Origin of the sequence: Arthrobacter sp. StoSoilB5 (assembly GCF_019977235.1) — a bacterium.
In the GTDB taxonomy this organism is placed as follows: domain Bacteria; phylum Actinomycetota; class Actinomycetes; order Actinomycetales; family Micrococcaceae; genus Arthrobacter.
Genome location: NZ_AP024646.1, coordinates 3,532,175 through 3,558,099 on the forward strand (window position 1 = coordinate 3,532,175; position 25,925 = coordinate 3,558,099).

General features: G+C 62.8%; 24 protein-coding genes. 9 read left to right on the forward strand and 15 right to left on the reverse strand.

What is annotated here, in order from left to right:
* The first annotated feature begins 2 nt into the window (after positions 1-2).
* Genes LDN75_RS15950 through LDN75_RS15965 form a run of 4 tightly spaced genes read left to right on the forward strand, consistent with a single transcriptional unit; the run spans position 3 to position 3,275 of the window.
* Positions 3-1,052, forward strand: a complete 1,050-nt coding sequence (locus LDN75_RS15950) for a thiamine pyrophosphate-dependent enzyme (protein ID WP_223933383.1) — start codon at positions 3-5, stop codon at positions 1,050-1,052.
* Entirely contained in the window at positions 1,045-2,121 is a 1,077-nt protein-coding gene (locus tag LDN75_RS15955; protein WP_223933385.1) for an alpha-ketoacid dehydrogenase subunit beta, read from the forward strand. The genes LDN75_RS15950 and LDN75_RS15955 overlap by 8 nt, the downstream gene beginning before the upstream one ends.
* Entirely contained in the window at positions 2,114-2,443 is a 330-nt protein-coding gene (locus tag LDN75_RS15960; RefSeq protein WP_223933387.1) for a biotin/lipoyl-containing protein, read from the forward strand. The genes LDN75_RS15955 and LDN75_RS15960 overlap by 8 nt, the downstream gene beginning before the upstream one ends.
* 1 nt (position 2,444) lies before the next feature.
* Positions 2,445-3,275, forward strand: a complete 831-nt coding sequence (locus tag LDN75_RS15965; RefSeq protein WP_223933389.1) for an alpha/beta fold hydrolase — start codon at positions 2,445-2,447, stop codon at positions 3,273-3,275.
* 55 nt (positions 3,276-3,330) lie between these two features.
* Here LDN75_RS15965 and LDN75_RS15970 read toward each other — a convergent pair whose 3' ends face one another.
* Entirely contained in the window at positions 3,331-3,744 is a 414-nt protein-coding gene (locus LDN75_RS15970; RefSeq protein ID WP_223933391.1) for a MarR family transcriptional regulator, read from the reverse strand.
* Between the two features lie 69 nt (positions 3,745-3,813).
* Between LDN75_RS15970 and LDN75_RS15975 the strand changes: the two genes are divergently transcribed.
* On the forward strand, positions 3,814-4,497 hold the full coding sequence (locus tag LDN75_RS15975) for a phosphoribosyltransferase family protein (RefSeq protein ID WP_223933392.1): 684 nt from the start codon (positions 3,814-3,816) through the stop codon (positions 4,495-4,497).
* Positions 4,498-4,562: 65 nt separating this feature from the next.
* Here LDN75_RS15975 and LDN75_RS15980 read toward each other — a convergent pair whose 3' ends face one another.
* Positions 4,563-5,897, reverse strand: coding sequence for an MFS transporter (locus tag LDN75_RS15980; RefSeq protein WP_223933394.1), 1,335 nt, complete (start codon positions 5,895-5,897; stop codon positions 4,563-4,565).
* A 248-nt stretch (positions 5,898-6,145) separates the two neighbouring features.
* Between LDN75_RS15980 and LDN75_RS15985 the strand changes: the two genes are divergently transcribed.
* Both LDN75_RS15985 and LDN75_RS15990 read left to right on the forward strand, forming a co-directional pair.
* Positions 6,146-6,892 carry an IclR family transcriptional regulator gene (locus LDN75_RS15985; protein ID WP_223933396.1) on the forward strand — a complete coding sequence of 249 codons (747 nt, stop codon included), beginning with the start codon at positions 6,146-6,148 and terminating at the stop codon, positions 6,890-6,892.
* A 124-nt stretch (positions 6,893-7,016) separates the two neighbouring features.
* On the forward strand, positions 7,017-7,811 hold the full coding sequence (locus tag LDN75_RS15990) for a MoaF C-terminal domain-containing protein (RefSeq protein WP_223933397.1): 795 nt from the start codon (positions 7,017-7,019) through the stop codon (positions 7,809-7,811).
* Between the two features lie 106 nt (positions 7,812-7,917).
* On the opposite strand, the gene LDN75_RS15995 is transcribed toward LDN75_RS15990, so the two are convergent.
* Positions 7,918-9,393, reverse strand: a complete 1,476-nt coding sequence (locus LDN75_RS15995; RefSeq protein ID WP_223933399.1) for an APC family permease — start codon at positions 9,391-9,393, stop codon at positions 7,918-7,920.
* Positions 9,394-9,629: 236 nt separating this feature from the next.
* On the opposite strand from LDN75_RS15995, the gene LDN75_RS16000 reads away from it, so the two are divergent.
* Entirely contained in the window at positions 9,630-10,589 is a 960-nt protein-coding gene (locus LDN75_RS16000; RefSeq protein WP_223933401.1) for a helix-turn-helix domain-containing protein, read from the forward strand.
* A gap of 77 nt (positions 10,590-10,666) precedes the next feature.
* Here the strand turns inward: LDN75_RS16000 and LDN75_RS16005 are convergent, their stop codons facing one another.
* From LDN75_RS16005 to LDN75_RS16030, 6 genes are read right to left on the reverse strand one after another with little or no spacing between them, the layout of a single operon-like run.
* Positions 10,667-12,277 carry a sulfatase-like hydrolase/transferase gene (locus LDN75_RS16005; RefSeq protein ID WP_223933403.1) on the reverse strand — a complete coding sequence of 537 codons (1,611 nt, stop codon included), beginning with the start codon at positions 12,275-12,277 and terminating at the stop codon, positions 10,667-10,669.
* Positions 12,274-13,128 carry an ABC transporter ATP-binding protein gene (locus tag LDN75_RS16010; RefSeq protein WP_223933405.1) on the reverse strand — a complete coding sequence of 285 codons (855 nt, stop codon included), beginning with the start codon at positions 13,126-13,128 and terminating at the stop codon, positions 12,274-12,276. The genes LDN75_RS16005 and LDN75_RS16010 overlap by 4 nt, the downstream gene beginning before the upstream one ends.
* Positions 13,125-13,889, reverse strand: a complete 765-nt coding sequence (locus tag LDN75_RS16015; RefSeq protein ID WP_223933408.1) for an ABC transporter permease — start codon at positions 13,887-13,889, stop codon at positions 13,125-13,127. Before LDN75_RS16015 ends, LDN75_RS16010 begins: the two co-directional genes overlap by 4 nt.
* 14 nt (positions 13,890-13,903) lie before the next feature.
* Positions 13,904-14,677 carry an ABC transporter permease subunit gene (locus LDN75_RS16020; RefSeq protein ID WP_223933410.1) on the reverse strand — a complete coding sequence of 258 codons (774 nt, stop codon included), beginning with the start codon at positions 14,675-14,677 and terminating at the stop codon, positions 13,904-13,906.
* A 27-nt stretch (positions 14,678-14,704) separates the two neighbouring features.
* Positions 14,705-15,697 (reverse strand): ABC transporter substrate-binding protein, encoded by a 993-nt coding sequence (locus tag LDN75_RS16025; RefSeq protein WP_223933411.1) that lies wholly within the window; start codon positions 15,695-15,697, stop codon positions 14,705-14,707.
* Positions 15,698-15,744: 47 nt separating this feature from the next.
* On the reverse strand, positions 15,745-17,445 hold the full coding sequence (locus LDN75_RS16030; RefSeq protein WP_223933412.1) for an amidohydrolase: 1,701 nt from the start codon (positions 17,443-17,445) through the stop codon (positions 15,745-15,747).
* Positions 17,446-17,676: 231 nt separating this feature from the next.
* On the opposite strand from LDN75_RS16030, the gene LDN75_RS16035 reads away from it, so the two are divergent.
* A complete protein-coding gene (locus tag LDN75_RS16035) occupies positions 17,677-18,288 on the forward strand; it encodes a TetR/AcrR family transcriptional regulator (RefSeq protein ID WP_223933413.1) in 612 nt (203 codons plus the stop codon).
* Here the strand turns inward: LDN75_RS16035 and LDN75_RS16040 are convergent.
* The 6 genes from LDN75_RS16040 to LDN75_RS16065 form a co-directional block, all read right to left on the reverse strand.
* Positions 18,279-19,715, reverse strand: coding sequence for an MFS transporter (locus tag LDN75_RS16040; RefSeq protein ID WP_223933414.1), 1,437 nt, complete (start codon positions 19,713-19,715; stop codon positions 18,279-18,281). The two genes, LDN75_RS16035 and LDN75_RS16040, sit on opposite strands and share 10 nt — an antisense overlap.
* Positions 19,716-19,802: 87 nt before the next feature.
* Positions 19,803-22,811, reverse strand: coding sequence for an SMC family ATPase (locus tag LDN75_RS16045; protein ID WP_223933415.1), 3,009 nt, complete (start codon positions 22,809-22,811; stop codon positions 19,803-19,805).
* Positions 22,808-23,983: an exonuclease SbcCD subunit D gene (locus LDN75_RS16050; RefSeq protein WP_223933417.1), complete on the reverse strand. Its 1,176-nt coding sequence runs from the start codon at positions 23,981-23,983 to the stop codon at positions 22,808-22,810. Before LDN75_RS16050 ends, LDN75_RS16045 begins: the two co-directional genes overlap by 4 nt.
* A 71-nt stretch (positions 23,984-24,054) precedes the next feature.
* A complete protein-coding gene (locus tag LDN75_RS16055) occupies positions 24,055-24,969 on the reverse strand; it encodes an aquaporin (protein WP_223933418.1) in 915 nt (304 codons plus the stop codon).
* Positions 24,970-25,098: 129 nt separating this feature from the next.
* A complete protein-coding gene (locus LDN75_RS16060) occupies positions 25,099-25,443 on the reverse strand; it encodes a DUF202 domain-containing protein (protein WP_223937606.1) in 345 nt (114 codons plus the stop codon).
* A 53-nt stretch (positions 25,444-25,496) separates the two neighbouring features.
* Positions 25,497-25,853, reverse strand: a complete 357-nt coding sequence (locus LDN75_RS16065; RefSeq protein WP_223933420.1) for a DUF202 domain-containing protein — start codon at positions 25,851-25,853, stop codon at positions 25,497-25,499.
* Between the last annotated feature and the right edge of the window lie 72 nt (positions 25,854-25,925).

Below are 25,925 nucleotides of genomic sequence, written 5' to 3' on the forward strand. Positions count from 1 at the left end.
CCATGACTACGAAACCCGTGTTTGCCGCCGTCGATGACGCGGCTCCGCTCACGCACGAACAACTGCGCGAGCTTTACTCCTTGATGGCCTCAGTCCGCCATTTGGACTCCGCGGCCGTCGCCTGGCAACGCCAGGGCATCATTCCCGGGTATGCGCCCGAGCTCGGCCAGGAAGCCGCACAGGTGGGCAGCGGCTACGCCGTGGACCGGAGCCGCGACTTCGTTTTCCCGACCTATCGCGAGATGGGCGTGGCCCGGGCTATGGGCCTGGACATGGTGGGCTACATGTCCACGCACAAGGCGACCTGGCATGGAGGCATGTACAACCCCCTGGAGTCCCGGTTTGCTCCCATCCAAGCGGTGGTTGCGGGCTCCGTGCTCCACGCCGTCGGCTGGGCCCACGGCCAGACACTCTCCCGCCTGCCGGAGGGTGAAACCGGCGTCGCCATGACGTACTTCGGCGACGGAGCATCATCCCAGGGCGACGTCCACGAGGCCATGAACTTCGCCGCGGTCATGAAGGCGCCGGTGGTCTTCTTCATCCAGAACAACGGCTGGGCCATTTCCGTCCCCACGGAACGCCAGGTTGCCGGCGGCTCGGTCGCGGCGCGCGCGGCCGGATACGGCATCCCTTCCGTGCAGGTGGACGGCAACGACGTCGTCGCAGTTTACGAGGCCACACGAGCGGCTTTCGCCCATTGCCGTGCAGGTCACGGACCGGTTGTCATTGAAGCGATGACGTACCGCCGCGGCCCGCACTCCACCGCCGACGACCCCGGCCGATACCGCAGCCTGGATGAGGAACGGCTCAGCGCTGGCGAGGATCCCGTTGAGCGGTTTCGGCAGCGGCTCCTCGCCGACCGCGTAGCGGATGAAGCGTTTTTCGCCGAGGCACAACGGAGAGCCGAGAAGGAAGAGGAAGTCGTTCGTTCCGGCATCGAGGCCCTTGGCCCACGGCCGGGAGCCGAAATGTTCAGCCTGGTCTTCCAGGAACCAACGCCCGCCCTTCAATCCCAAGCCGCTGCGTGGCGCAAGGAGTCCGAACATGCCTGAGACGATCACAAAAACGCCGGGGACAGCGACTGACACGGCTGCCCCCGCTCTGCACATGTCCATGCAGCAGGCCCTCAACCGCGCACTGGACGAAATCCTGGCCGATGACCCCAAGACGGTCATCTTCGGCGAAGACTGCGGCCGCCTCGGCGGCGTCTTCCGCATCACCGATGGCCTCCAGGCAAAGCACGGCGAGGACCGCGTCTTCGACACTCCGCTCGCCGAGTCCGGCATCCTGGGCATGTCGGTGGGCCTGGCCATGGCCGGCTTCCACCCCATTCCGGAAGTCCAGTTCGACGGCTTCGCCTACCCCGCGATCAACCAGATCATCTGCCAGATCGCGCGTATGAACTATCGCAGCCGCGGTACGCTTCCGATGCCCATCACGCTGCGCGTCCCCAGCTTCGGCGGCATCCGTGCCCCTGAACATCATGGCGAAAGCCTGGAAGCGCTGTTTGCGCACGTCCCGGGACTGAAGGTGGTCTCTCCGTCAAACCCGCACGACGCCTACCACCTGCTCAAGTACGCGGCGACACGTCCGGACCCGGTGATCTTCATGGAACCCAAGTCCCGCTACTGGCAGAAAGGGCCGGTGGACGTCACCACCGCGACTCCCGGTCCAGCAACGCCCGACGGCGGCATGGACGACGGAGGCAGCCTCACCGGCGCCCGCGTGGCTCGGGAAGGCCGCCACCTGACCCTCGTCGCATGGGGTGCCATGGTGGCCCGCTGCCTCCAGGTAGCAGAACTTGCAGCGGAAGATGGCATCGACGTCGAGGTCTTGGACCTGCGCTGGCTGAAACCGATCGACGCCGAAGCCCTGGCGAGGTCCGTCGGGAAGACGCGACGCGCCGTCGTCGTACATGAAGCGCCCCTGACCTCAGGCCTTGGCGCCGAAGTCGCGCAATTGATCACGCAGCGCTGCTTTGACACGCTGAAGGCTCCGGTGGAGCGCGTGACAGGCTTCGACGTGCCGTACCCCTCCGGCGACTTGGAGGACGAATACATTCCGAACATCGACCGCATCCTCTTTGGGATCCAACGCGTATTGGAGTACCGCCGTGGCTGAAATTTCCTTCCCGCTCCCCGATCTGGGTGAAGGCCTCATCGAGGCAATCGTGCTTGACTGGCTCGTCTCACCGGGACAACAGGTGGAACGCAACCAACCCCTCGTCGAGCTCGAAACGAGCAAGTCGGCGCTGGAATTGCCAAGCCCCCAGGCGGGTAAAGTGGTGCGTATTCACGGGGCGCCCGGTGACACCATCAACGTCGGCGAACCGCTGATCGTGTTCGAGGTACCGGATGACACCGCCGGGATCGTGGGCACTGTTCCCAAGGACGAAGCACCCAAGCGCCGGGTCCGCCTGAGCGCCGTACTCGATGAGGACTGACATGATGACCGGCAGGCACACCGTGGAACAGCACAGGCACACAGTTGAGGGCACAGACCCCGAATTGTTCGTTGAAGTGCATGAACCCACCACCGATGCCGGACTACGACCCGTCCTGTTGATCCACGGTTTCTCCTCATCCAGCAAGCTCAACTGGGCGGACAGCGGATGGATCACCACGCTCCAGGAAGCCGGCCGCCGGGTCATCACGGTGGACCTTCCCGGTCACGGCCAAAGCCACTCCCCCGAGGACCTGGATTCCTACACGCCTAGCCGGATTCGCGCTGACCTCCTGCAGATTGTGACCGACGCCGGCGCACGGCCCCTGCGCGACGGCGACCCTTCCACGGGACTGGACATCGTGGGTTACTCCTTGGGATCCCGGCTGGCTTGGGAGTTCGCCGCGACACAGCCGGACCTGGTTCACCGGATCGTCCTGGGCGGACCGAGTTCAGCGGATCCCTTGGCAGCCTTCGACCTCGCCGCCGCTCAGCGGCACCTGGCCGATGGCACACCCATTGCGGACCAGTCCACAGCGGGGCTGCTGAAGATGGCGCAGTTGCTGCCGAGCAATGACCTGTTCGCCATGCTTTCACTTATCGAGGCCATCAAGGGTGAGCCCTTCGATCCTGCCGAAGCTGCACCGCACGTGCCCGTCCTTTTGGTTGCGGGCGAAAAAGACGATCGCGCGGCCACCATGCCGGAGCTTGCGTCCATTGCCGGCAAGCGGGGTGCCATGGTGGAGACCTTGGTGGTCCCGGGACGCACGCATACCAACGTGATCACCAGCCGGGCTTTCAAGGACGCCGCCATCGAGTTCCTGGGCGTGTAGCCGCTGTGCCGGCTGACACTACTGCGCTTGCTGACACTCTTGTGCTCAGCTGGCGCTAACGGCTCAGTCTCTCCGCATTAAGGCTCATTCGTTCAAGGACGCTCAACGCCATAGCGTATTCATCGATTCCGATGCCCATGGAAAGGTCTTTGCGGGCGGCTTCCACATAGCGGAGGGCCTCGTGGTACTTCTCCCGGCCAAGCTCGCTAAGCGCCAGACGGTCATCAATCATAATGATCATTCCCCGGCCAACCAAGGAGGCAAGCTCCCGCTCCCTCAAACGGATGTCATCGCCCCAGAACGGGCGCATGATCTCATCCAGCTCATCAGGGCGGACCGTTCCCTCCGCCAAGGTGCCCAGGGTCTGCCACTGCCGCCGGCTCAGCCTGACCCTGGCCAGCGTGGCATCGAGCTGGAGTTCCAGCGCGGCGTCGAGCCTTTTGATCCAGTATCCAATGGGCTTGTTCACAAGGCCATGCTTCCAGCGGATGCCTCACCCGGCAAGCTTTGAAAGGTACGCTGGAAGAAGCCAAATTACGTGGAAGTGGGGCAGATGGGCATGCGTTTCAAGGACCGGGCGGAAGCCGGCCGGCGCCTGGCCGAAGGACTCCCCCAGTTCAGGGAACGGCAAGACACCATCGTCCTTGGCCTTGCCCGTGGAGGCGTGCCCCTGGCCGTGGCTGCGGCCAACGCGCTCTATCTGCCCTTCGGTACTATTTTGGTCCGCAAACTGGGGATACCTGGACGCGAGGAGACTGCCTATGGCGCACTTGCGTGGTGCCAGGGCGACGTCGTCCGCATCGTTAACAAGCCGCTCAAGGAACACGTCCTCGCCCATGGCATCAGCCAAGCCGCATTGGATGCCGTTGAGGCACATGAGCGCGCCGAACTACTTCGCCGGGCAAGGCAATATCCGGGAATCGAGCACGATCTTCGAGGTATGACCGTCATTTTGGTGGACGATGGCCTAGCTACAGGGGCCACCATGCGTGCGGCCGTTGAGGCCGTGCGGGCGGCAGGTGCCGGCACAATCGTCGCTGCCGTTCCCGTGGCCTCGCTGGAAGCCTCAACATCGTTGGCGCGGGTCTGCGACTTCGTGATGGCGCTGCACACTCCGGGTAAATTCCACGCTGTTGGAGCCTTTTATGAGCGCTTCGAGCAGTTGACGGACGCCGACGTCGTGGAGCAGCTCGAAGGCGCGAAGGCTCCCCGGGCGAAATAGCATTTTAACGCCCCGGGCGGGCCCGGCCTCACGACCGCGCCCGCCGGACTGGAACTGATCCTGGCCTAGTGGTGAACGCTGAAACCGAGGGGACGGCCCTTGGTTTCCTTGGCAAGAATCACGCCCACGGCAGAAATGATGCACAGGCCCATGATGTATAGGCCCACTGAGCCGGACCATTTGGTGGTGTCCAACAACGCCTGGGCTATCAAAGGTGCGAAGGCACCCCCGAGGATAGCGCCCAAGGCGTAGCCGATGGAGATTCCCGAATAGCGGACGTGCGCAGGGAACATCTCCGCGTACATGGCGGACATCGGACCATAGGACAAACCAAGCCCAATAGTGAGGACGAACAGGGCCGTTCCGTAGAGCAGGATGTCCTTGGAATCGATCAAGGCAAACATGGGGATCATCCACGCGAAGACCAAGCCGTAACCGAGCAGGAACGTCTTTACGCGACCAATCTTGTCCGAGAGCCAGCCTCCCACCATGGTGAAAATGAGCCATCCAAAGGAAGCAACCGTGGTTGCGAGGAGGACCGGCGGCGCAGGCATTTTCAGCGCCTTGGTGGCATAGGAGATAAAGAAGGCGATCAGCAGGTAGCCGGCGGCGTTGTTGGCGATGAAGATCAGGGCTGCGAGGACGACTTCCTTCTTGTTCTTCCGGAAGAGCTCGCTCAGGGGCGCCTTGCTTTCCGCTTTGCGCTGGGCGATTTCCTTAAAGACCGGGCTTTCCCCAACAGCGCGGCGGATGAGGTAACCCACCACGATCAGAACCACGGAGAGCAGGAACGGCACGCGCCAACCCCAGGCGGCAAAGTCATCCTTCGACATGCCCGACTGCAGGAAAAACAGAAGGCCGGTTGCCAGGATCATGCCGATTGGCACACCAATCTGCGGGTAAGCACCGAAGAGTCCGCGCTTGGTAATCGGAGCGTGTTCCACAGCCATCAGGGCAGCGCCACCCCACTCGCCACCTGCCGAGAAGCCCTGGACCACTCGCAGGGTGATCAGCAGGATGGGAGCCCACAGCCCGATCGTCCCGTAGGTAGGCAGCACACCGATCAGCGCCGTGGCAGCGCCCATCATTACCAGTGTCATGACCAAAACGGCCTTGCGCCCCAGCCTGTCGCCAAGGTGCCCGGCAACAAAGGCCCCCAGCGGCCGGAACAGGAAACTGATGCCGATGGTGGCGAAGGACAGGATTTGCGCCACTCCGGGATTCGATTTTTCGAGCGGAGTCAGGAACAACGGCGACAACAGTGTTGCCGTGAGCTGGGCAAAGATAAAGAAGTCGTACCACTCGATGGTGGTGCCAACCAGGGTCCCCGCCAGGACCCGGCGCTCTTCGCGCCTACTGCTTGGGCCCGACGGAGAGTCGACAGTGGAAGTTGCGGTCATTGGAACTCCAGGGGGTGAGAGTGACTGGTCGGCGCGTGGCTTGCATTAACCGACAGAACGGTCAGTTAGGAAAGAATACTACATACCGTGACCCAGGGCACAGCATTTTCACAGCCGTAAAGGTGACCGTGAGGCTCGAGAACAACTTTGTTCTATAGTTGAATCACCAATTCGTATATGGAACGATATCTTGGTGAGGCGAGCAACACAAGAGTTGGCCGCCGCATGCTCTCTCCCGCCAACATAGGATGGTTCGCATGAGTCCCCGCAGCGACGTCAAAAGTCCGCAGGAAGCAGCAACCCAGGCGCCGCCGTCGCAGACCCTCTCACGGGGAATCCGAGCGCTGGAGATCCTTGCCGAGGCCGAACGCCCCCTCAGCATTGCCGAACTAGCCGAAGCCCTTGGAGTGCACCGCTCTGTTGCCTACCGCATCCTGCGGACGCTGGAGGACCACTCGCTCCTGATCCGGGACGATTCAGGACGGGTGCAACCCGGCCCTGGACTGGCGGTCCTGGCCCGGGGTGTCTCGCGGAACCTGCAAACAGCTGCCCTGCCTGAGCTCACCCAACTGGCAAATACCTTGCACATGACCGCCTTCCTGGCCGTTTGGGACCACCAGGAATGCGTCACCTTGGTCACCGTGGAACCCCGGCATTCCGGCGCGGCTCTCGCCCAACATCCGGGAAGCCGCCACCCTATAGGTATTGGCGCGCCGGGAATCGCTATCCAGTCGACCATGACCGAGGACCGTTGGCGCCAAGTAGGGGCCGGCATCCCTTACCGCGCTGAAGCACACGAGGCCCGACGCACCGGCTACGCCACCAGCCACGACGAAGTCATCGCGGGGCTGTCCTCAATCGCCGCACCAATCCACGTCCCTGGCGGACGGCCAGCCGCAATAGCGGTGGTCTATATCCGTTTGGACCAGGACGCCGATGCCGTAGGCAAGGAGTTGGCCGCCAGCGCCATGCGGATCGAGAGCCAGTTGGCCTGAAGCATTCCTCCTGGGTCAAATGCCCTGCCTCACAGCACAAGACCCACAGCCATGGGAGCCCAATACTCGAAGAAGGACAGGAATTTTCCTGCCCTTCTTATCGTCGAGCACTGAGAAGGAACCCATGAGCCTCAATCTTCTTGACACCTCCAACTGGCTGCCGCTGGACGGCCTGGCACCTGGCTTCGATGCCAACAAAGCCCCCACCGTCCAGGACCTGGCGGGGCAGGAATTTACCGTCCGCAGCGATGGCGGACCCATGACTTTCAGCTTCGATGACGAAGAAGTCCAGTGGGCTGCGGCCGGGCACAGCGGGACGGCGCCCTATGAGGCTTTCATTGTCACCGGAGAGCTCTACTACGCCCAGTGGCATAGTCCCGTTGAGCGGGACCTCGCCGTTTCCTTGATCCTGGATCTGGCCAACGGCAGGGCGCTCTATATCGGCGCACTGCTGGGGCGCGCATCCCAAGGCTCAACCGCAGTCCACCACGATTTCCGCACTGGGACCCTCGAAGGCTTCACCGCCGATGGAGCAGCAATCGCGGAAAGCCCGGCCCTGATCGGCCGACGCGTCGAATGGGTGTACAGCGATGCGCACGCCTACGAACACATCTACCTCAGCCCCACCTGGTACACCTGGCAGTGCCTCGCGGGTCCCGAGCGGGGGCTCGCAGACACCGATTCCAACACGGTCTTCGAAATCCGGCCCGGTATTTTCGTCTTTACCTGGCGCGAAAAGGTCATACCCTGCGGCTCTGTCACCATCGCCGATCACCGGGACGCCAAAGCAATCCGCTCGCACGGCAGCCTTTTCGGATGGGATGAGGCCGGCACCGAACCCGTGCATTTCACCTTCGGCGCCCATGGCAGGTTGATCAGCATCACCCACCACGCACCGGAGCTTGACCCCTCGGTGTAGCTTGCCCGGATTGAATTTGCAGCCGCAATAGGAACGAAAAGAAGCCCCGGCACCCGCCGGGGCTTCTTTCCCTGTGGCGCTGCTGCTTTCCGCGCCCGAAGCAGTCTCAGTCCTCGGAGCCGTGGCCGATCCTGGCGTAAAGGCCGGGCTGCGAGTGCCGCAGGCGCAGCCCCCATGCGATTCCCACCAGACCCGGCAGAAGCACTACCAAGGGCAGGACGAATGTAGCGGCCGTCGATTCCGTCTGTCCAAGCAGGACATTGAAGTTGGCAAGGATGAGCACAAACACAATCGCCAGGAGGACAAAGCCAAGCCCAGGCGCCACAACCCGTACCCAAAGGCCGGTCCCATGCTGGTTTCGGCGGAAGAATCCGATCACTGCGATCGACACTACTGTCATGAGCAGGACCAGCCCCAAGGCGCCGCTGTTGGTCAGCCAGGTAAACATGGTCAGCACCGGGTACAGTTCACCAAGTTCAGACCCGGATCCCGCGATGGCGAAGGCAACAGTCACGACGACGGCAATCAGCGTCTGCGCCAGCGAGCCAGCGAACGGTGCGCGGCTCCCTGTACGGACAGCTGCGAAGAACGGCGGGATGACGCGTTCCCGCCCGAGCGAGAAGAAATAGCGCGCCACAGCGTTGTGGAAGCTGACCAGTGCAGCAAAGAGGCTGGTCACGAACAGAATTTGCGCTATATCGCTCAGGAGTACGCCTCCGTTGGTGCCAAGGAAGGCGAAGATCATGTCCGGACCGCTGTTGGTGGATGTTTCGATCACTGCGGACGGGCCTGCGCCCACAGTCATTGCCCACGCCGAGGCCGCATAGAAAAGGGCGATGATTGCAACCGCTGCGAAGGTGGCCCGGGCAACGGTGCGCTTGGGATCTTTGGACTCTTCGCCGTAGATGGCGGCGGATTCGAAGCCCATGAAGGCAGCGATTCCGAAGGAAAGGACCGCACCAATGCCAGGGACGAACAGGCTTTCCGGGCTGAACGAGGTTGCCGTGACTCCTTCCGGCGCTACGGCCAGGCTGATGAGGTCATAGGCAATGACCACCAGGAATTCCAGGGCCACCAGGACACCCAGCACCTTTGCCGAGAGGTCCACCCGGTTAACGCCCAGCCAGCCCACAATTGCGATGCAGACCAGCACTGGGATCCACCAGGGCACGCTGATGCCCAACCGGGCCGAGAGCAGTGAGGAAACTGTGAAACCGAAGAGCCCATAGATGCCCACCTGCATGAGGTTGTATGCCATTAACGCGACCAACGAGGCACCCACACCGGCTGGCCTGGAAATACCTTGCGCGATGTAGGCGTAGAACGCCCCGGCGTTAGTGACGTAACGGCTCATGGCCGCGTACCCTACCGCGAAGAGGGCCAGGATGCCGCCAAGAATCAAGAACGAAAGCGGAACACCTGTTACGCCGGTGACCGCGAAAGTGGTGGTCACTCCGCCTGCAAGGACGGTCAGCGGCGCGGAGGCCGCAATAATCATGAAGGTCACGGCTGGGACGCCAAGACGCCTCTTGGTGTCTGCTGGCCCAGCGATCTTGCCCTTGACGGGGATATCCACGCTCATATTGTGCTCCTGCCTCGGTGCCGGACGGAGATTGCGCGGCACGGTGTCGGTCATTCCGCAATCTTCCACCGCAAAGGCACCGAGTGACTTGTCTCACGCGGCAAGGTGTTTGTCGGTGCACGCAAGCCCATCCCGGGCAAAGTCCCCCGGTGTAGAATCGTGGGCAAGCTCACGTCCGCGCTGGTGGCATTCTGTACCGGTGCCACCAGGTACGGCGGGCATTGAAAGGGAGTTTGATGACCGTCGCGGCTGATACCGGCCCCGCAACCGTGCACACAGTGGTGGCGGATTCGTTCCAGGAATGGAGCCGGGCCATCTCCGCGTCCTTTGTGCCGTTACTGGCCAAAGGTCCTAAGGATTCTGCCTTCCACGGGACCATGCGAGCCCGGGTCCTGGGTCAAATCTCCGTGGTCGAAGTGACGGCTGGCCCACATACGGTCCTGCGAACGCCTGAGTTGATCGCAAAGTCCCCGGGACGCTTCTTCAAGCTCAGCATCCAGCTCTCCGGTTCCGGCCGTTTGGTTCAGGACGAACGCGAAGCGGTGCTTCGACCCGGGGACCTCTCCATCTACGACACCTCCCGTCCTTACCAGCTAACGTTCGACGACGACTTCCGCACCTTGGTGCTGATGTTTCCGCACGTCCTGCTCGACTTGCCGGCCGAAGCCATGGGCCACGTAACCGCCCTCCGGATTCCTGGCGATGAAGGCCTCGGCGAGCTCATCAGCCCCTTCCTTGTCAAGCTTGCCGATAACCTCGAAGCCCTCTCGGGGGCCAATGGCCTCCGCCTGGTCCACAACGCACTGGACCTCGTCACTACCTTGTTCAACGGCGAGCTCGACCAGCTGATCGAGACCGGCCGCGATCCACACCTCCTCCTCCTGGGCCGGATCCATGACTACATCGAGGCCAATCTGGGTGACCCCGCGCTTTCCCCGGGAAGCATAGCCGCGGCCCACTACATCTCCACCCGCCACCTGCACGATCTTTTCCAGGAGATTGGCACCACCGTGGCCGCGTCCATCCGGCAGCGCCGGCTCGAACGCTGCAGGCGCGACCTCCTGGACCCTGTTCTGGCTGACCGGCCGGTTACGGCCATTGCAGCGCGATGGGGGTTTACTGACGCAGCGCATTTCAGCCGGATCTTCCGGGCTGCCTTCGGGAACTCCCCCACCGGCTACCGCAACAGCCGCTGACGGAAACCTTCGCCGGGACCCAAGCGACCGACGTCGGGCAGTCCGGTCTTTGGGCAGTTGGGATTCCGTGAAGGTGGCTAGGCTGCCGCCGTCGGGGCTGTCCCTTCGTCTGCCACGGCAGCCATCTCGTCCAGCATCGCCCGCAGCAGTCGGAGTTCCAACCCAGCGAAGGCCGGATCACCCGCCCGGTTGAGCAGCTCCCCGGGGTCGGTGCGGTGATCGTAAAGTTCGGCCACGCCGGTACCGAAGTACTTTGTCAGCCGGCCCTCTGCCGTGATGATCGTCCGCATCCTCACCGGCCCTGGAAGCCCGTCGAGCCCAAACGGCTGCTCCTCCTCTACGAGCAAAGCTTCACGGTGGCCCTCCGCAGCCCCGTGCAGCAGCGGAACCAGCGAGCGGCCCTGGATACCCCGGTACGCCGTGGCACCGGTGAGCTCAAGCAAGGTTGGCGCCAGGTCGGCACTGGAAACCAGTGCCCCGGTGCGGCACGGGGAGGTGCCGGGAACGTGCAGCAGCAAGGGAACATTTGTGACTGCGCGGTAGTGGACAAAGTGCTTGAGCATGAGGCCGTGGTCCCCAAACAAGTCTCCGTGGTCACTGGTGAAAACGATGATGGTGTCCTCGGCCAGGCCCTGGCGTTCCAGCTCGTCCAGGATTCGGCCAATGTGCTCGTCCATCATGGTGATCAGGCCGTACTGTGCCGCCGCCGCGTGCCTGTACTGTTCCTCCGTTGCTGCCCAGGTCATGGTGGGGTCGGGGTTCGGCCGGCCCCGGTGCTCCATCATTGCCTGGATGTGCGGCGGCGACGCTGAATGGTCCTGGTCGAAACCCAGTGGCAGGGGCAGGGCACCGGGATCGTAGAGGTCCGAATAGCCTTCCGGGGGTGAAAAAGGATGGTGGGGGTCAGGGAAGGAGACGAACATGAAGAAGGGCTGGTCCTGGCCTGCCGCGTCCTTCAGATGCTCGATTGCCTTCTCGCTCACGTAGCTGGTGGGATGTACCTCGGCGGGAATGGCTGTCTGGTACACCTGGTCCCATCCGCCGTACCGGCTGGCGGAGTTGCCCGCCCCGCCCAACGTCTCCGGGTCGATGCCACGTTCCCTCGCCCAATGAACATAGTGGCCTCCTGGCCGGTCCCCATGACCAATGACGAGGTCCACGTGTTGATAGCCGTAATAGTCGGCCGGGAGCCCGATAAAGCGCTCATCATGCGCATCGCGGTTCTCCCAGCGATCCCAGCCCGGCGCGTAGCCTTGCCGGCGTGCGTCGCCCACGGCCGGATCAAGGAGCATGGGATCGGTGGTCCGGATCTCCTTTGCCTGGTGCGGCTCAAACTCCCATCCCATGTTCTGGTGGTGAAGTTTTCCCACTCCCACAGTGCGGTAACCGCTCGCGGCCAAGGATCCGGGAACGGTCTGCGTCAGCGGATCCAGAGTTATTCCGTTGCAGCGCGTCCCGTGCGCCGAGGGCCACCTGCCAGTCATCAAGCTGGCCCGGTTAGGCATGCAGGTAGGGTTCGCCACGGTCGCATTGTCGAAAACCACGCTCCGGGCTGCGAGCGCATCAAGGTTCGGTGTCCGGACGTTGGGATTGCCGCCGAAGCCCACGTGGTCGGCCCTTAATTGGTCTGCGATGAAGAACAGGACGTTGGGCCGGCCCTTGGCCGTAGCTCGGTGCTCCCCCGTCATGCCGGCCTCTTGATGAGGGACAACACTTCGGTGCGCTGGCGCGCGAACTCCGGGAGTGAGCGCGTGGTGATCTGGTCGCGGGGAGCCGGCAGGTCGACGTCGACGATCTTCAGGACGCGGGCGGGTTTGGAACCCAGGACCACCACGCGGTCTGCCAGGTAGACTGCCTCGTCGATGTCATGGGTTACCACCAGAATGGTCATGTTGAAGTCGCGCCTGATCTTCAGGCACAGGTCTTCGAGGTCGAAGCGGGTCTGTGCGTCCACCGAAGCGAAGGGCTCGTCCATGATGAGGATTTCCGGCCGGTACGCGAGGGCGCGGGCGATCGCCACGCGCTGCTGCATGCCGCCGGACAGTTGCCAGGGGTATTGGTTATCCGCGTGGGAAAGCCCGACGGCTGCCAATGCGCTGTCGCAGCGTTCCTTCAGTTCCGCAGCGGGCAACTTGAGGTGCCGCAAAGGAAGAATGAGGTTCTTCCGGACGGTGAGCCATGGCATGAGGGAACGGTTGTAGTCCTGGAACACCAGCGCCATTTCGGGGGGCGGGCCGCTGATGGTCCGGCCATCAATGGCTGCCCGTCCGCTGCTGGCAGGATGGAGCCCGGCCAGGCATTTCAGGAGAGTCGTCTTTCCAACGCCGGAGGGACCGACGATGCAGACAACCTCGCCGGCATCCACGGTAAAAGTGAGGTCTTCGATGACTGCATGTGTTTTTTCCCCACTGCCGTAGCTCTTCGCGAGGTGTGCCACGTCCAACCGTGGGGTGGTTGCGTTGATGCGGGTTTCTGGTTGCTGTGCCATGGCGGACTTTCTGTTTCGGGTGGAAAGGCTCGTAGCCTGTCGGATGCTCATGCTGCACGCGCCATGCGTCGGGAGCCGATGTACCAGGACAGGACCTTGCGCTTGAGCACGCTGAAGAGGACATTGACCAGGAATCCGATGACGCCCAGGAGCAGGATCCCAGCCCACATGTCCGCGGTCATGAAGCTCTGCTGTGCCAGCAGCGTCATGGCTCCAATGCCTTGGGAACTGCCCAACATCTCGCTGGCGATCATCACGATGAAGGCAACCTGCAGGCTGACCTGCAAGCCGGAGAAGATCTGCGGCGCGGCCGCGGGAAGGAGGACATTCAGAACCCGTTCCTTCCGGGTCAGCCTATAGACCCTGGCCACATCCATGAGATCGTTCCCCACCCCACGGATACCGTCAACCGTCGCGATCATCGTGGGGAAGAGCGCCGCCAACGCGATGCTGGTCACGCGCATCTGCGTGCCGAATCCAATGAGGGAGATGAAGATCGGTACCAGGGCAACCGGCGGGATTCCCCGAAGGAAGTGGATCAAAGGATCCACCATCCAGCGAACCGGGGGAACAAGAGCCGTCACAAACCCGATGGCAATCCCCGCAACGGCGGCAATGGCAAATCCCAGGAACAGGTTTCCCAGGCTTAGCAATACGTCCGACTGGAAGTGCTCAAAGAGCCATAGCTCCTGGAACCGGACAAGGATAGTCCGCAATGGCGGGAAGAAGGGGTCTGTGGAGTTCTCGGACAGGAGCCACCATGCCGCCAACAGCAGCACGGGCGCACCCGCGCCGATCAACCAGTTTCTCATTGTGCGGTTTCTCATCACGGCACCACTTCACGGTAGGACTCATGCCAGCGCAGGACCCGGCGCTCGGCCAGACGGGTGGCGCCTTGGAAGAACAGGCCCAGGACACCCAGCACGATCACCAAACCATAGAGGCTGGCGTAGTCACCGGCGGCCTGGGCTTGGTAGATGCTTTGGCCAAGGCCAGGACCACCGCCGAGCAGGCCCGCCACTACAGTGACCACCAACGCGGCCGGTGCTGCCACCCGCATGGCTGTTCCGATATAGGGCATGGCGCTGGGAAGCACCACTCGGGCAAGGATCTCGGACTCGCCCATCCCATAGGACCGTGCGGTGTCCCTCGCCACGGGATCGGTACTCTGGACTCCGTCCACAGTCTGCATGATGATCGGCAGGAGGCAGCCGAACACCACCAGGAACATGGACATCTCTCCTGTTGGGCCGAGCACCAGCACGGCCAGGGGAAGAATAACGATGGGCGGAACGGGCTTCAGGAATTCCAGCACCGCCAAGGTAGCGAACCTGACGGTCTCAAAACTCCCGACAAGCAGACCCAGGACGACGCCTGCCACCGCAGACAAAGCCAGCGCGAGCAGGGCGATCCCGATCGTGGCTCCCAACGATGACCAGAACGTAGCCGTCCCCAGGATGGTTGCCAGGGTGCTGAATACAGTGGTGGCTGGCGGCAGGGCATTTCCTGCCACCTTTGCCTCGGCAAGCACCTGCCAGATGATCAGCGCTGCCGCAATGCCCAGCGCGCTGAAGGTCAACGGGCGAATGGACCCTTTCATGATGAATCTCCCATGCTCGGTTCGCGCCTACTTTCCGAAGACAAGATCGCCCGGCAGCTTCACAGGTGCACTAAGGAAACCGAGGTCCGCAAGGTTCTTGTTGGCCCTTTCGATGTCCTCTGTGCGGACGTCCTCAGGCCAGTAGTTCACTGCTCCTGATTTCACGACGTCCAGAGGGGTCTTGGTGATCTCAGCGCTGAGTTGCTGCGCCTCTTCGATGTGGCCATTGGCGTAGGCGTTGGCCTTATAAATGGCTGCCTTGAAACCCTGCAAGGCCTTCTCCTTGGATTTCACGGTGTTGGCACCCGATACCCAGAGACCGATTGCGCCCTGTTCAAAGAATTCGACGCCAGGGGATGCCAGCAGCCTGTTGCCCTCGGACATCGCCTTCGAGGTGAAAGGTGCAACGAGTGACGCTGCGTCGACGCGTCCGGAGTTCAGGGATTGAAGGGCCGACGAAGGATCCAGGACCATCCAGTTCACCTTGGCGGGGTCGCCGCCGTCGTCCTTGACGAGCTTGCTGACTGTGACCTCCAACTGTGCCTTGCGGGCCGGGACGCTGACGCTCTTGCCTTCGAGGTCTTTGGGCCGGGAGATCGACGATGCCTTCTGGACCAGGAGCCCTGTGTCATCGACCCGGTTGAGATCGCTGGATTTCCCTGCGCCGTCTTTATAGCCATCGGCAGCAGCGATGATCTTGAGTGGCACGTTCTGGCTCAGGGCATTCAGCAGCGGGATGGAGGGTGTATAGGTGAGGTCGATCTGTCCGCTCTGGGCAGCTGCAATACCGGCGGGCGGGTTGGCAATAACGGAAGTCTCGACGTTGAGACCCTGTTCCTTGAAATAGCCCTTATTGATGGCAAGCCGGATCGCGGCATCGGATCCGATACCGATGGTACCCACCTTCAATGTGGTGGTCCCGTCAGCGGCCGGGGTGGAAGCCGGGCTTGACCCGCCGCCGCAGGCTGCAAGTGCCATGGACAGTACTGCGGCCAGTGCCAAAGGAATACTGCGTCGCATGTGGTGCTCCTTGAATCGCGAAATGGTTGGAACGGATGGGGATTGTTCTAGGTGTTGGACTGATGGACTACGCGGCCACCGCTCAGCGTGAGCCTGACCTCGGCATCGAGGAGCTTCTCGATCTCCCCGTCATCCGGCCAGGGGTTTGACAGCAGGCAAAGATCCGCGGCCATTCCCGGTATCAGGGCTCCTTTGAAATGTTCGGCGTGATCTTGCCAGGCCGCGTCAATGGTCATCGCAGCGAGTGCTTGGCGCCCGGTTATCCGTTCAGGATCACCGGAGTTTCCCGGCGTGGACCGGGTGGCCCGTCGAACAGCAGCCGCTACAGTGCGGCGCCAATCCGGGCTGGTCACGGGCGCGTCTGAGGCCAGGTTGAAGTGCACGCCGGCATCCAGTGCTGAACGCAGTGGCTGGTGGCGGGAAAACCGATCCTCGCCCAGTACCTGGCGCATCATGTCCCCGGCTTCCTCGCGGATCAGCGGGTTGGTGCTGTAGCCGATGTCGTGGGAAGACATCGTGGCGAGGGTTTCGGTATCGCTGAAGGCGCCGTGGATGATGTAATGGCGGTTTCCTGCTTTGGAACCACCTTCCCCGGGACTATCGGATACTGCCACGATCGCTTCCACGGCCGCGGTCGTGGCTGCGTCTCCCGTGGCGTGGACTCCAGCCTGCATTCCCGCGTCATTGATGAGCCCCAGGATCTTGTTCAGTTCCGCGACCCTTTGAGCGTCATCGGCACCTTGGATCACCAGCCGGCCGTGCGTGCAGGCCTTTCCGTAAGGTTCGCTCATCCACGCGGTACCGCTGCGGGGAATGCCGTCGGCGAAGACCTTGACGCCGGCAATCCGCAACTGCGCCGGATCAATGCCCCTGTTCAGGTACGTTTCCGCCAGGCCGCTCTTCAAGCCCTCGTCGATCGCGTTCGCGTTGGCTCCCCCGGTTCCCGCGAACAGCATCAGGACATTGATCCTTAGCGTCAGTTCATCAGCCACGGCGAGGTCCCCGAGTAACTCAAGCGCCGCCGTCGAGCCTGCGCCGTCCATGAGTCCGGCACTTGCAGGACCCAGGCCGGGATCCGTGAGCGAGGTAATGCCCAGCGAGTGCAGCTGTTCCTGGAGTTGCAGCAGCGCGGGGCGAAGCGTGGCCTCCGGCACCGGTGGCATCATCCTTGAGACGAGTTGCATGGCACCGTCCTGAAGAAGGCCTGTTGGGCTGCCATCGGCCGCCCGCACCAGTTTGCCGCCGTCGATGTCTGCAGTAGAAGCAGAGATGCCGGCACGACGCAGCGCCTCCCGGTTGGCCAGAAGTTGATGGCCCGTGCTGTCGAACGCCACAACCGGCGTACCCGGGCGGCAATCCAGCAATTGTCCGGTTGCTGGTCCGAGCAGTGCCTCGTCCCAACCATGTGCGCGAACCCAGCCGTCCTCGCCGGCGGGCGCATTGTTGACGACATCCACCACTGCCGCCCAGTCAGCCGCCACTGATGAATCCAGCCGTACGTAACCAAAGGCGGCCATCGCTGCCGAGACGAAATGCAGGTGGGCATCGTTGATGCCAGGAATGACAGCGCCTCCGGCGGCGTCGACAACTAAAGTGACGGGCCCGATCGCCCGCTCAGTTTCTTCCGTTCCCAGCGCCATGACGCGGCCATCCTTGACGGCTATGGCGTGAGCCATCCGGTCAGGTTCTGCCGGGTCCATTGTGTGGACCGAGGCATTGACGATCACCAGATCGGCAAATTCTTGCATCGGTTCTCCCTAGATCACTGCATCCACTGTGATGCAGGCAACGTTCTAGAAAGAGTATGTCGCTTGACTGGGTCACTTGACTAGGTTTTCCGGTAAAATTCTTTTCAGGATCTTTTCCAAGGTCCGCGCGGTATTGCCAAAAGCACGCTTGGGCTCAGAACGCCTAGGATCGATGAGACCGATGATTGGGCTGCCTGATCACGGAAAGACTGAGGACAGGAAGGGGCGCGGATGGCCAGGGTTCCCGCCGAAGCTAGGCGGCTGCAGTTTGTTGAGGCTGCGGCGCGGGTCATCGCCCAGGATGGACTCGCCTCGGCAACTACGCGCCGGATCGCCAGCGAAGCCGACGCGCCCCTTGCGGCGCTCCACTACTGTTTCCGAAGCAAGGACGAACTCCTGGAAGAGGTCTACAACTTCCTGAGCAGGGACTACGCGAAAGCACTGGAGCCAGTGGCTGATCCGGGCTTGGGCCTGCGCCATATGATCGGCGCCCATGCACGGCGCATTTGGACGCGAATGCTGGAGAACCCACACGAGCAGGTGACCACCTTCGAACTGCTGCTCCGGCGGTTCCGCGTCGAAGCAGATGACCAGCCCCAGGCCCTGCTGATGAACCGCTCCATGTACGACGGCTGGGTCAGTTCAACGCTGGAGCTCTTCCGTGGCGCGGTCGATGCTGCCGGCGAGCCAGTCCCCCACAACCTGGAGGACATCACCCGGCTCTTCATTTCGGGCATCGACGGCATCAGCATGCAGCACTTGGCCGACCCCGATGAAGAGCGGTCCATGCGCCTGGTGGAGTTGATGGCCCGCTCCCTCGCCGGAGCCCTGGACTATTCCTGAGGCCGGCGCTTCATGACCAGATACGTCAGAATTCCCAGTACCAACAAGCCTGCTGCGGCAGCCATGGATACCAGGAAGGCCGCCCCCGGGCCCTGCGTCTGCGCCAACTGCCCGGCAAGGTAGGAACCCAGCGCCGTGCCGGCCACTATCCCACTGGCCAGGGCCGTCATCACCGTAGCCATGCGGCCAGCAGGGGCAACCACACCACCGATACTAAACACCGTGACCATGACTGGACCCACCGGGATTCCCAGCAAGAGCAGCACGAACACCATGGGCCAAATGCCAGACGGAACCAGCAGCAACAGTGCGAACAAAGACATCGCCAAGGCAGCAGCTACCCATCGGGCAGCAAGGCTGAAGCGCTGTGGCCAGAACGCAACGGACAGCGCCGCCACGGCCGAACTCAAACCCATCACGGAGTAGAGGAGACCAGCAATTTCCGCGGTAGCGTACTGGGCAGCAAAAGCGCTCAGGGCATTCTGCGTAGCACCAAAAAAGGTACCCATGCACACCATCGCCACGACCGGCACAGCCACGACGGCGCCTGCCCATCGGTTGCGTCGTCCCGCGGCGTGGTCACCGGCGCTGCCCACGACGGCGCCAGCAGCCTTGCGCGGTGCCGGCACCACGGCCTGCTGGCTGGGGTGGACGGCGAAGGCAGGGACCAGCGTGATGGTCATGACCGCTGCCACGGCGAGCGGCAGCCACGGAGCAATGAGGCTGGCCAGAATTCCAACCAAGGCCGGTCCGAGCACGAAGGTGACCTCGTCGGCCGTGCCCTCATAGGAAAGTGCTGTGTCAAGATCGGCACGGCTGCCAGCGACGCTCCGGCTACCTCCCGCGGGCACTACCGGTTCGGTTCCGGCACTGTCTCTCCTGGAAGCACTGTCTCTCCTGGAAGCACTGGTACTTCGGGCTGAGGACAGGTTCCGGGTGGTCAGTGCCATCCAGCGAACACGGGCCATGGGGCCAACCTGTGGGCAGCTCGCGCCAGCGAGGAAACCTGCTACGAGCACGCCTGTCGCGTCCACCACGGAGATATAGCTTGGGGTCACGTAGGCGGCGGCAAGAAGGCCGACGACGGCCAAGGTGTTGACCACCGCCGCCACAAGCAGGACGATACGTTGGCCGGCACGATCAGCCAGCGAACCAAGGACAGGAGCGCCCACCGCTGAACCGATGCCCACGGCCCCGGCGGCCATGCCACCGATTGCGTATGAATGGCTCACCGCTGTAACCAGGGTCAAGGTCCCCACGGTAAGCATTGCCAAAGGGAGCCTTGCGAAGAGTCCGAGGGGCAGGAACCCCGGTCCGGCCAGTTCGGGCAGCCGCGCGAACCTCCCGGGCAGGCGTGATCGGTTGGTGGACGGCGTCGGGGTCTGATGTGAAGGCAGTGGCTTGGAAGCCAAAGAAGATTTTTCCATTGTTCCGGGTTCGCTAAAGTCTGCGCATCGTCCCTCCTCCCGATGCGCGCGACCCGGTGTAACGGATCAAGTCTATCGGATCCGGGCTCAGGCAGGCATTGCTTCGGCAACAACCACCGAGGAACCATGCCTGCCCTTGACCACATGAAGCTGGCTGCTGATGCGTTGCTTCATTTCTGCGACGTGGCTGACCAGCCCCACAACCCTGCCGCCGTCGCGCAATCCTTCCAAGGCATCCATGACCTGTTCAAGGGCTTGCTCGTCCAGGCTCCCGAATCCTTCATCCACAAACAGCGTTTCGATGTCCACACCACCGGCCTCCTGCTGCACAACGTCCGCTAGGCCAAGGGCCAGCGACAAAGAGGCCATGAAGGACTCTCCGCCTGAGAGGGTGGACGTATCACGCCGCTGGCCGGTCCACTCATCCACCACTTCCAGTCCAAGACCGGATTTCTGGTTGCGCGCAGCCCGGGCGTCCGTGTGCTGCAACGTGTAGCGTCCATCGCTCATCGCAACGAGTCTCTCCGACGCCGCGATCGCCACCTGTTCCAGGCGGGCAGCCAGCACGTAGCTGTTCAGGCTCATGCGGTAGTTGTTTTCGCCTGCCCCACGAAGGGTGTCCGCCAGCCCAGCCAACAAGGTGGCATGCTGGCGAGGTTCCCGTCCTGCCTCGGCAAGGTTCCGATACTCCACGCGGATCCGCTGCACAGACCGGGCTGCCTTGCTTGCGAGCCCCGCGGACAGCGCCAGTTCTTTTGCGGCTTCCATGGCGCGGGCAGCCTCAGTCTTCGCGACGCTGAGCTCGTCCTCCGGCAGGGGAAGCTCGCCGATGCTGACTTCCTTGGCTGCCATGACGAGGTCCTCACCAGCGAACAGTTCATCCAGTCGGGCAGCCTCGGCCTCAAAATCCGCAAACGCCTTCTCCAGAGCCACAACATCCGACGCTGACAGGAGCTCGCGACGCACATCCTCGGCCGAGGAAAACCCTGACCCGGGCAGGGCCCTTTCCAGCGCTGCGAGCGCTTCCATGCGTGCGGTCCCGGCACGCTGGAGTTCGTTGACGGCATCCACTTCTGCCTGAAGCAGCAGCCGCTGGGACGTGAGGGCCCCTGACCGCTCGCGAAGGCTGGGGAAGCCCTGTCTCAGGCCTTCGAGCTCGTCCTCAAGCGCACGGTGCTGTTCCTGGAGCACTTCTACAGCTGAGGCTGCTTGCATAGCGGCATTCATAGAGCCGGAGTGTTCCTCCTGGAGCAATGTGATGCGCTTGGCGAGTGCGTCTTGCTTGCTACGGAGCTTATCCAACGCGCCACGTGCTTTCCGGGCTTCCAGGGCCGCAGCTTCCGATGCCACCAGGCGCGCGGCCGATTCGTCCGGGTCCGCTGAGCCACCCTGGGCGGCCAAGCCCGCCAGCAACTGGGCGGCGCTTGATACCTCCTCCGCGATGCGTTCCAGAGCCTTCTCGCTGGCTTCAAAAAGTTGGTTGGCCTGGTCTTCTTCCTGGGCGATGGAGAGCGCCGAACGAGCCGCCGCTGCCGGGCTTGGGTGATCGTTGCTGCCACAAACGGGACAAGCATGCCCCGGTGCAAGGGCTGCCGCGAGCTCACCGGCTGCATTGGCAAGGCGGGCCTCCCTCACGTCAAGCCAAGCTTGCCTGAGGTCCTGTGTTTTGCTGCGTGCCTGGGTGTGACGCTCACTGACGTCCTTCAGCTCGGCGGCGGCTGCTGCATGACGGGACACAACCGAGACTAGTCCGGCCGCAGCGGCCGCCTCCCGTTCCAGGTCATCGGCTTGGGCGGCCAAGGGCTCCAGTGGCTCCATCCCAGCCCTCAGTGCGGATTCATCGGCGCGAAGGCGCTCCAACGATTCTGCTGCTGCTTGGGCGGCTGCCAGATGGTTGGAATGTTCTTCCCGTTTGGCTGCCAGGCGGCTGGCCACATCCTCCATACGCCGCTCGTCCGGAAGCCTGGCATCGAGTACGGCGAGGGTGGACTTTACTTTCTCCAGGGCCGCGACCGGATGTGCCGCATCCAAGCCGGCGGATAGGAGCTGCTCACGGGTCTTGTCCCTATCTCCGAGCGCAGACCGGTATTTCCCCTCCGTGGCATCCACGGCCTCCAGTTGTCCCCCAAGGACAGCCGCACGCCGATGCCCTCCAAGCTTTTCCTTGTTCTCCAGTGCCCGCGCCGCAGCTAATTCATGCAGTACGCGCCGTTGCATCCCGGCAGCCAGCCGGGCATGCCGCTGGGCTTTGTCCTGCTCCTCTTGAAGCTGCTCCGCAAGCCGCACGGCCCGGGCATCAGCTGCGCTGGCTTCGTCATTTCGCCGCACGCTTTCTGCGAGCAACTCCGTCTCCAGCGCCGCGAGCCATACCTCGGGCGCTCCGGCAGCTGTTTCCACATCCGTTACGGCATCCGAAAGCCCCAACTGCTCCCGTTCCGAGGCGGCCCTGCCAAGCAGAATCGTCAGTTCTGCCGCGTTGTCCTCCACCGCACGGGCTGCCTCCGCCGCCTGACGTGCTATCTGCCGCTCCACGGCCTCGAATCGCTGCGTCCCAAAGAGTTTTTGGAGGAGTTCGAGCCGGTCAGCCGCTTTCGAACGCAGGAATGCAGCAAAGTCGCCCTGGGGCAGCATCACGACGCGTGTGAACTGGTCCCGGTCCATACCCAAAAGGTCCGAGAGCTCGGCGCCTACTTCGTCATTCCGCGAAGATTTTTCCTCCCAGCCCCCGGAAACCCACTCCCGCAGCAGGGTCTTGGCTTGTTGGGTAGTGAACCCGTTCCGGCCACGAGCGCTCGGCCGTTCCCAGGCCGGCGAACGGCTGACTTCGAAACGCCTGCCGCGGGCCGAGAATTCGCACACCACGCGCGGTTCCGCGCCGGGGGCTGCATGATCGCTGCGGAGGCGCTTGCCTTCCTGGCGGGCACCGGGAACGGACCCATATAGAGCGAAGCAGATGGCGTCCAGGATGCTGGTCTTGCCAGCCCCGGTGGCACCGTTAAGGAGAAACAAGCCCTGCGCACTGAGTTGATCGAAATCGATGTGCTGCGCGGTGGCAAACGGCCCGAAGGCCTCAATGTCGAGTCGATGAATTCTCACAGTTCAGCTTCCTCCAAGCGGATGGCCTCGAGAGCGTCATGCAGGGCAGCCTCTTCCGCAGATCCGGGGCTGCGGTCCCGAACATGTTCCAGGAACCCGCAGCAGACCTCGAGGTCGTCCTGGGCCGCTGCCAACCTGCTGCTATAACTGACTTTTTCCTGGGTCCCGGCACCCTCGGGGTCGAAAGAGAGGACCAGGGTGTCGGGAAAGCGGGTTCGGAGCTGTTCCATGGCCTGGGCGGGCCGCTGGGCGTCCGTGAGTGTTATTTGGCAATAGGCCGCCTCTGCCCAGGAGTGCTCGTCTGACTCGAGGAGATCGTTCAGCTTGCCTCGCAACACCGCCAAGCCCTTGGCAGCTTCCCATGGAACTTCCTGGACATCGATGCTTCCGTCGGCATCGATATCAACCAACCAAGCGCCCTTGCGGTGTTTGGCTTCGGAGAACGAATAGGCCAGTGGGGAGCCGGAGTAGCGGACGTGCGGGGCAAGCTCCTGCCGACCGTGCAGGTGACCCAGGGCCGTGTACGAAAAGTCCTCGAAGAGATCCAGGGGCACGGCGCCCAAGCCGCCTATGCTCAGGTCCCGTTCACTGTCCGAAGTGATCCCTCCGCTGGCAAAGGTGTGTGCCAGGACCACCGGATGCACCGTTCCGGACTTCCGGCGGGCTTGGACGTCGCGCCGAATCCGCTCGCATGCTTCACGCGTTACTTCGAAATGACTCGCGGCCTCCACCGCCAGCCGCTCCGCGACAAGCCGTGGTTCCAAATAGGGGATCCCATAGATCGCAAGTGCGGCGCTGCTGTCGCCATCTTTTTCGAAGGGAATAAGCACCGGAACGTCCAGGTCCTCCACCCTCGTCCTGAGGTGAACTCCTCCACGTTCGAGCAAGCGGGATGCGAATCCGAGCCGAATGGCGGAATCGTGGTTGCCGCTGGTGAGCACTACAGTGGCCCCGGCCTGGGTAATGCGCACCAAGGCGTCGTCGAGAAGTTTGACGACATCCAGTCCAGGCAGGGCGCGATCGTAAACATCGCCCGCAATGAGGACGACGTCCACTGACTTTGCTTCGACAAAGGACACCAACTGGTCCACAAAACCGCGCTGGGCTTCAAGCATGCCAACGCCGTGGAACGACCGGCCGAGGTGCCAATCCGAGGTATGGAGTAACCGCATATTTTCAAGCTAACGTTGGGCACCGACAAAAAAGCGCAGACAGGCCGCCCGCCGTCGATCCTGTCAGTCTCCTAGCCCTTCTTGCCGTCGAAGAAGTTACGCGCGTCATCAGCTGCGGCAGGTTCATTCCGGACAACCCCGGTCTCCGCGGCCTCTCCATCTGCCTGGAAATCGTCAGTGTCGTCGGCGTCCAAGTGCTCGTCCTCGAAGGTTCCGGCCGCCGCTGACGTGGCGTCATCTCCAAGGCTGGTGGCAGCGGAGGCGTAGCCAAAGCCTCGGAAGGCGAGTCCCGCAAGTGCGGCGCCCATCAGCGGGGCCACCCAGAAGAGCCACAATCCTTCGATCGCCCACGAAGGGCTGAAGAAAGCCAAGGCAGTTGCGCGTGCCGGATTAAAGGGAAGGTTGCCAAGGACTTGGCCAAACTGCAGCAACACGGCAACGCAAAGGCCTACGGCAAAGGGAGCCACGGCCGGAAACGCACGGCGTCCGGCAGTCGCTCCGAGGAACACCGCAACCAGCAAGGCAGAGCCAACAACCTCAACGATAAAGACCCCCGCCATCTGGGTTTGGGCAGCGGCATGCTCGCCATAGCCTGCCGCCACAGAACCGAAGGCTGCCCGCGCATCCGTCAAGACCGGAACTGTCAGAACTACCACATAGGCCAAGGCTGCGCCGATCACGCTGCCGATGATCTGGGCCGCAAGGTAGGCAACGGCCGCCACCGCACGAATACGGCCGGCAATCAGGTTGCCCAGCGTGATTATTGGATTGAAGTGACCACCGGATACATGACCGAAGGCCAGCATGGCCACAGTAACGGTCAGGCCCGTAGCGAGTGCAGCGGGTAGGGGCGCTGAGGACGGGTTCGAGAAAATCGACACACCCACCGCTACGAGCACAACAAACAGCGAACCGACGGCTTCAGCCGACAGCCGCGCGAGGAGGCCCGGTTCGGGGTCGGACGTGGCTTGCACAGGTGAGGTCATGTCGAATGGTTCCTTACGATTGGTGGTGTGGACCCGCTGATCGGCTTCGATGCTGGCCGAGGGATACTTGAGCATCCTGCCAGTCGAATCTGAACAGATGCTGGGTCCACGCTGGGTCCCGTTCCGAGCTTAGCCGCCCAAGGCGATGGCCGCGATCGCTGTTCCGCCCAGCCCTATCACGGCAAGGGTACTGACAAAGATGAGTCGCGCCGAGGCTGCCTCGTTTCCACCGTGAAGCTGCCGTGAACGGACCCACACCGCACAAGCCAGGACGATGGTGGCGGCAGCGGCCATAAGGGCGCAAATGCCTTGGTAGTCCAGGCCGGGAAGGCCAGGAACCAGATGGCCCGTAGAGGGCTCCGAGGTCAGCCAACTGCGCCAGATGAACAGATCAACCACCATTAGCGATATGAGCGTTCGCCGCCAGGCCAGCGTGGTGCGTTCCGGCTGAAGGCCGGGATCACGGACGTCCATGGCCACCAGGCCTCCATGCTCTCCAGGCCTGCATCATCAACGCGGTTCCCCGGTCAACGGGCCACCAATATCAAGACGGCGAAGGTGAAGGCCGCGACGGCCACCACGATAGTCATCAACAGCATGAGCCAGGAGAACGGCAAGGCTTCTTCGTTGCGCATCGCAGCTTCCATTTGCCCCCATCTCCGGTAGGAAAGCGCAGCCAGACCAGCGCCGATCAGGGACAAGAGCACACAGAGGACGATCCTGACCGGCTGTGGGGCAATGTTCGGAGCCAGTTGATCGATGGCAATGGCTCCCGCCAGCAACGCCAATGACGTCCGGATCCACGCAAGGAAGGTGCGTTCGTTCGCCAAGGAAAACCTGTAGTCAGGTGTCTTGCCTGTCCGTCGCCAAGCCGGTTCACGCACGTTCTCTCTCCAAGTTTCCTAGTGCTGGGCAGCCTCCTCACCATATCAGCGGCTTACCACATCACCGGCCTA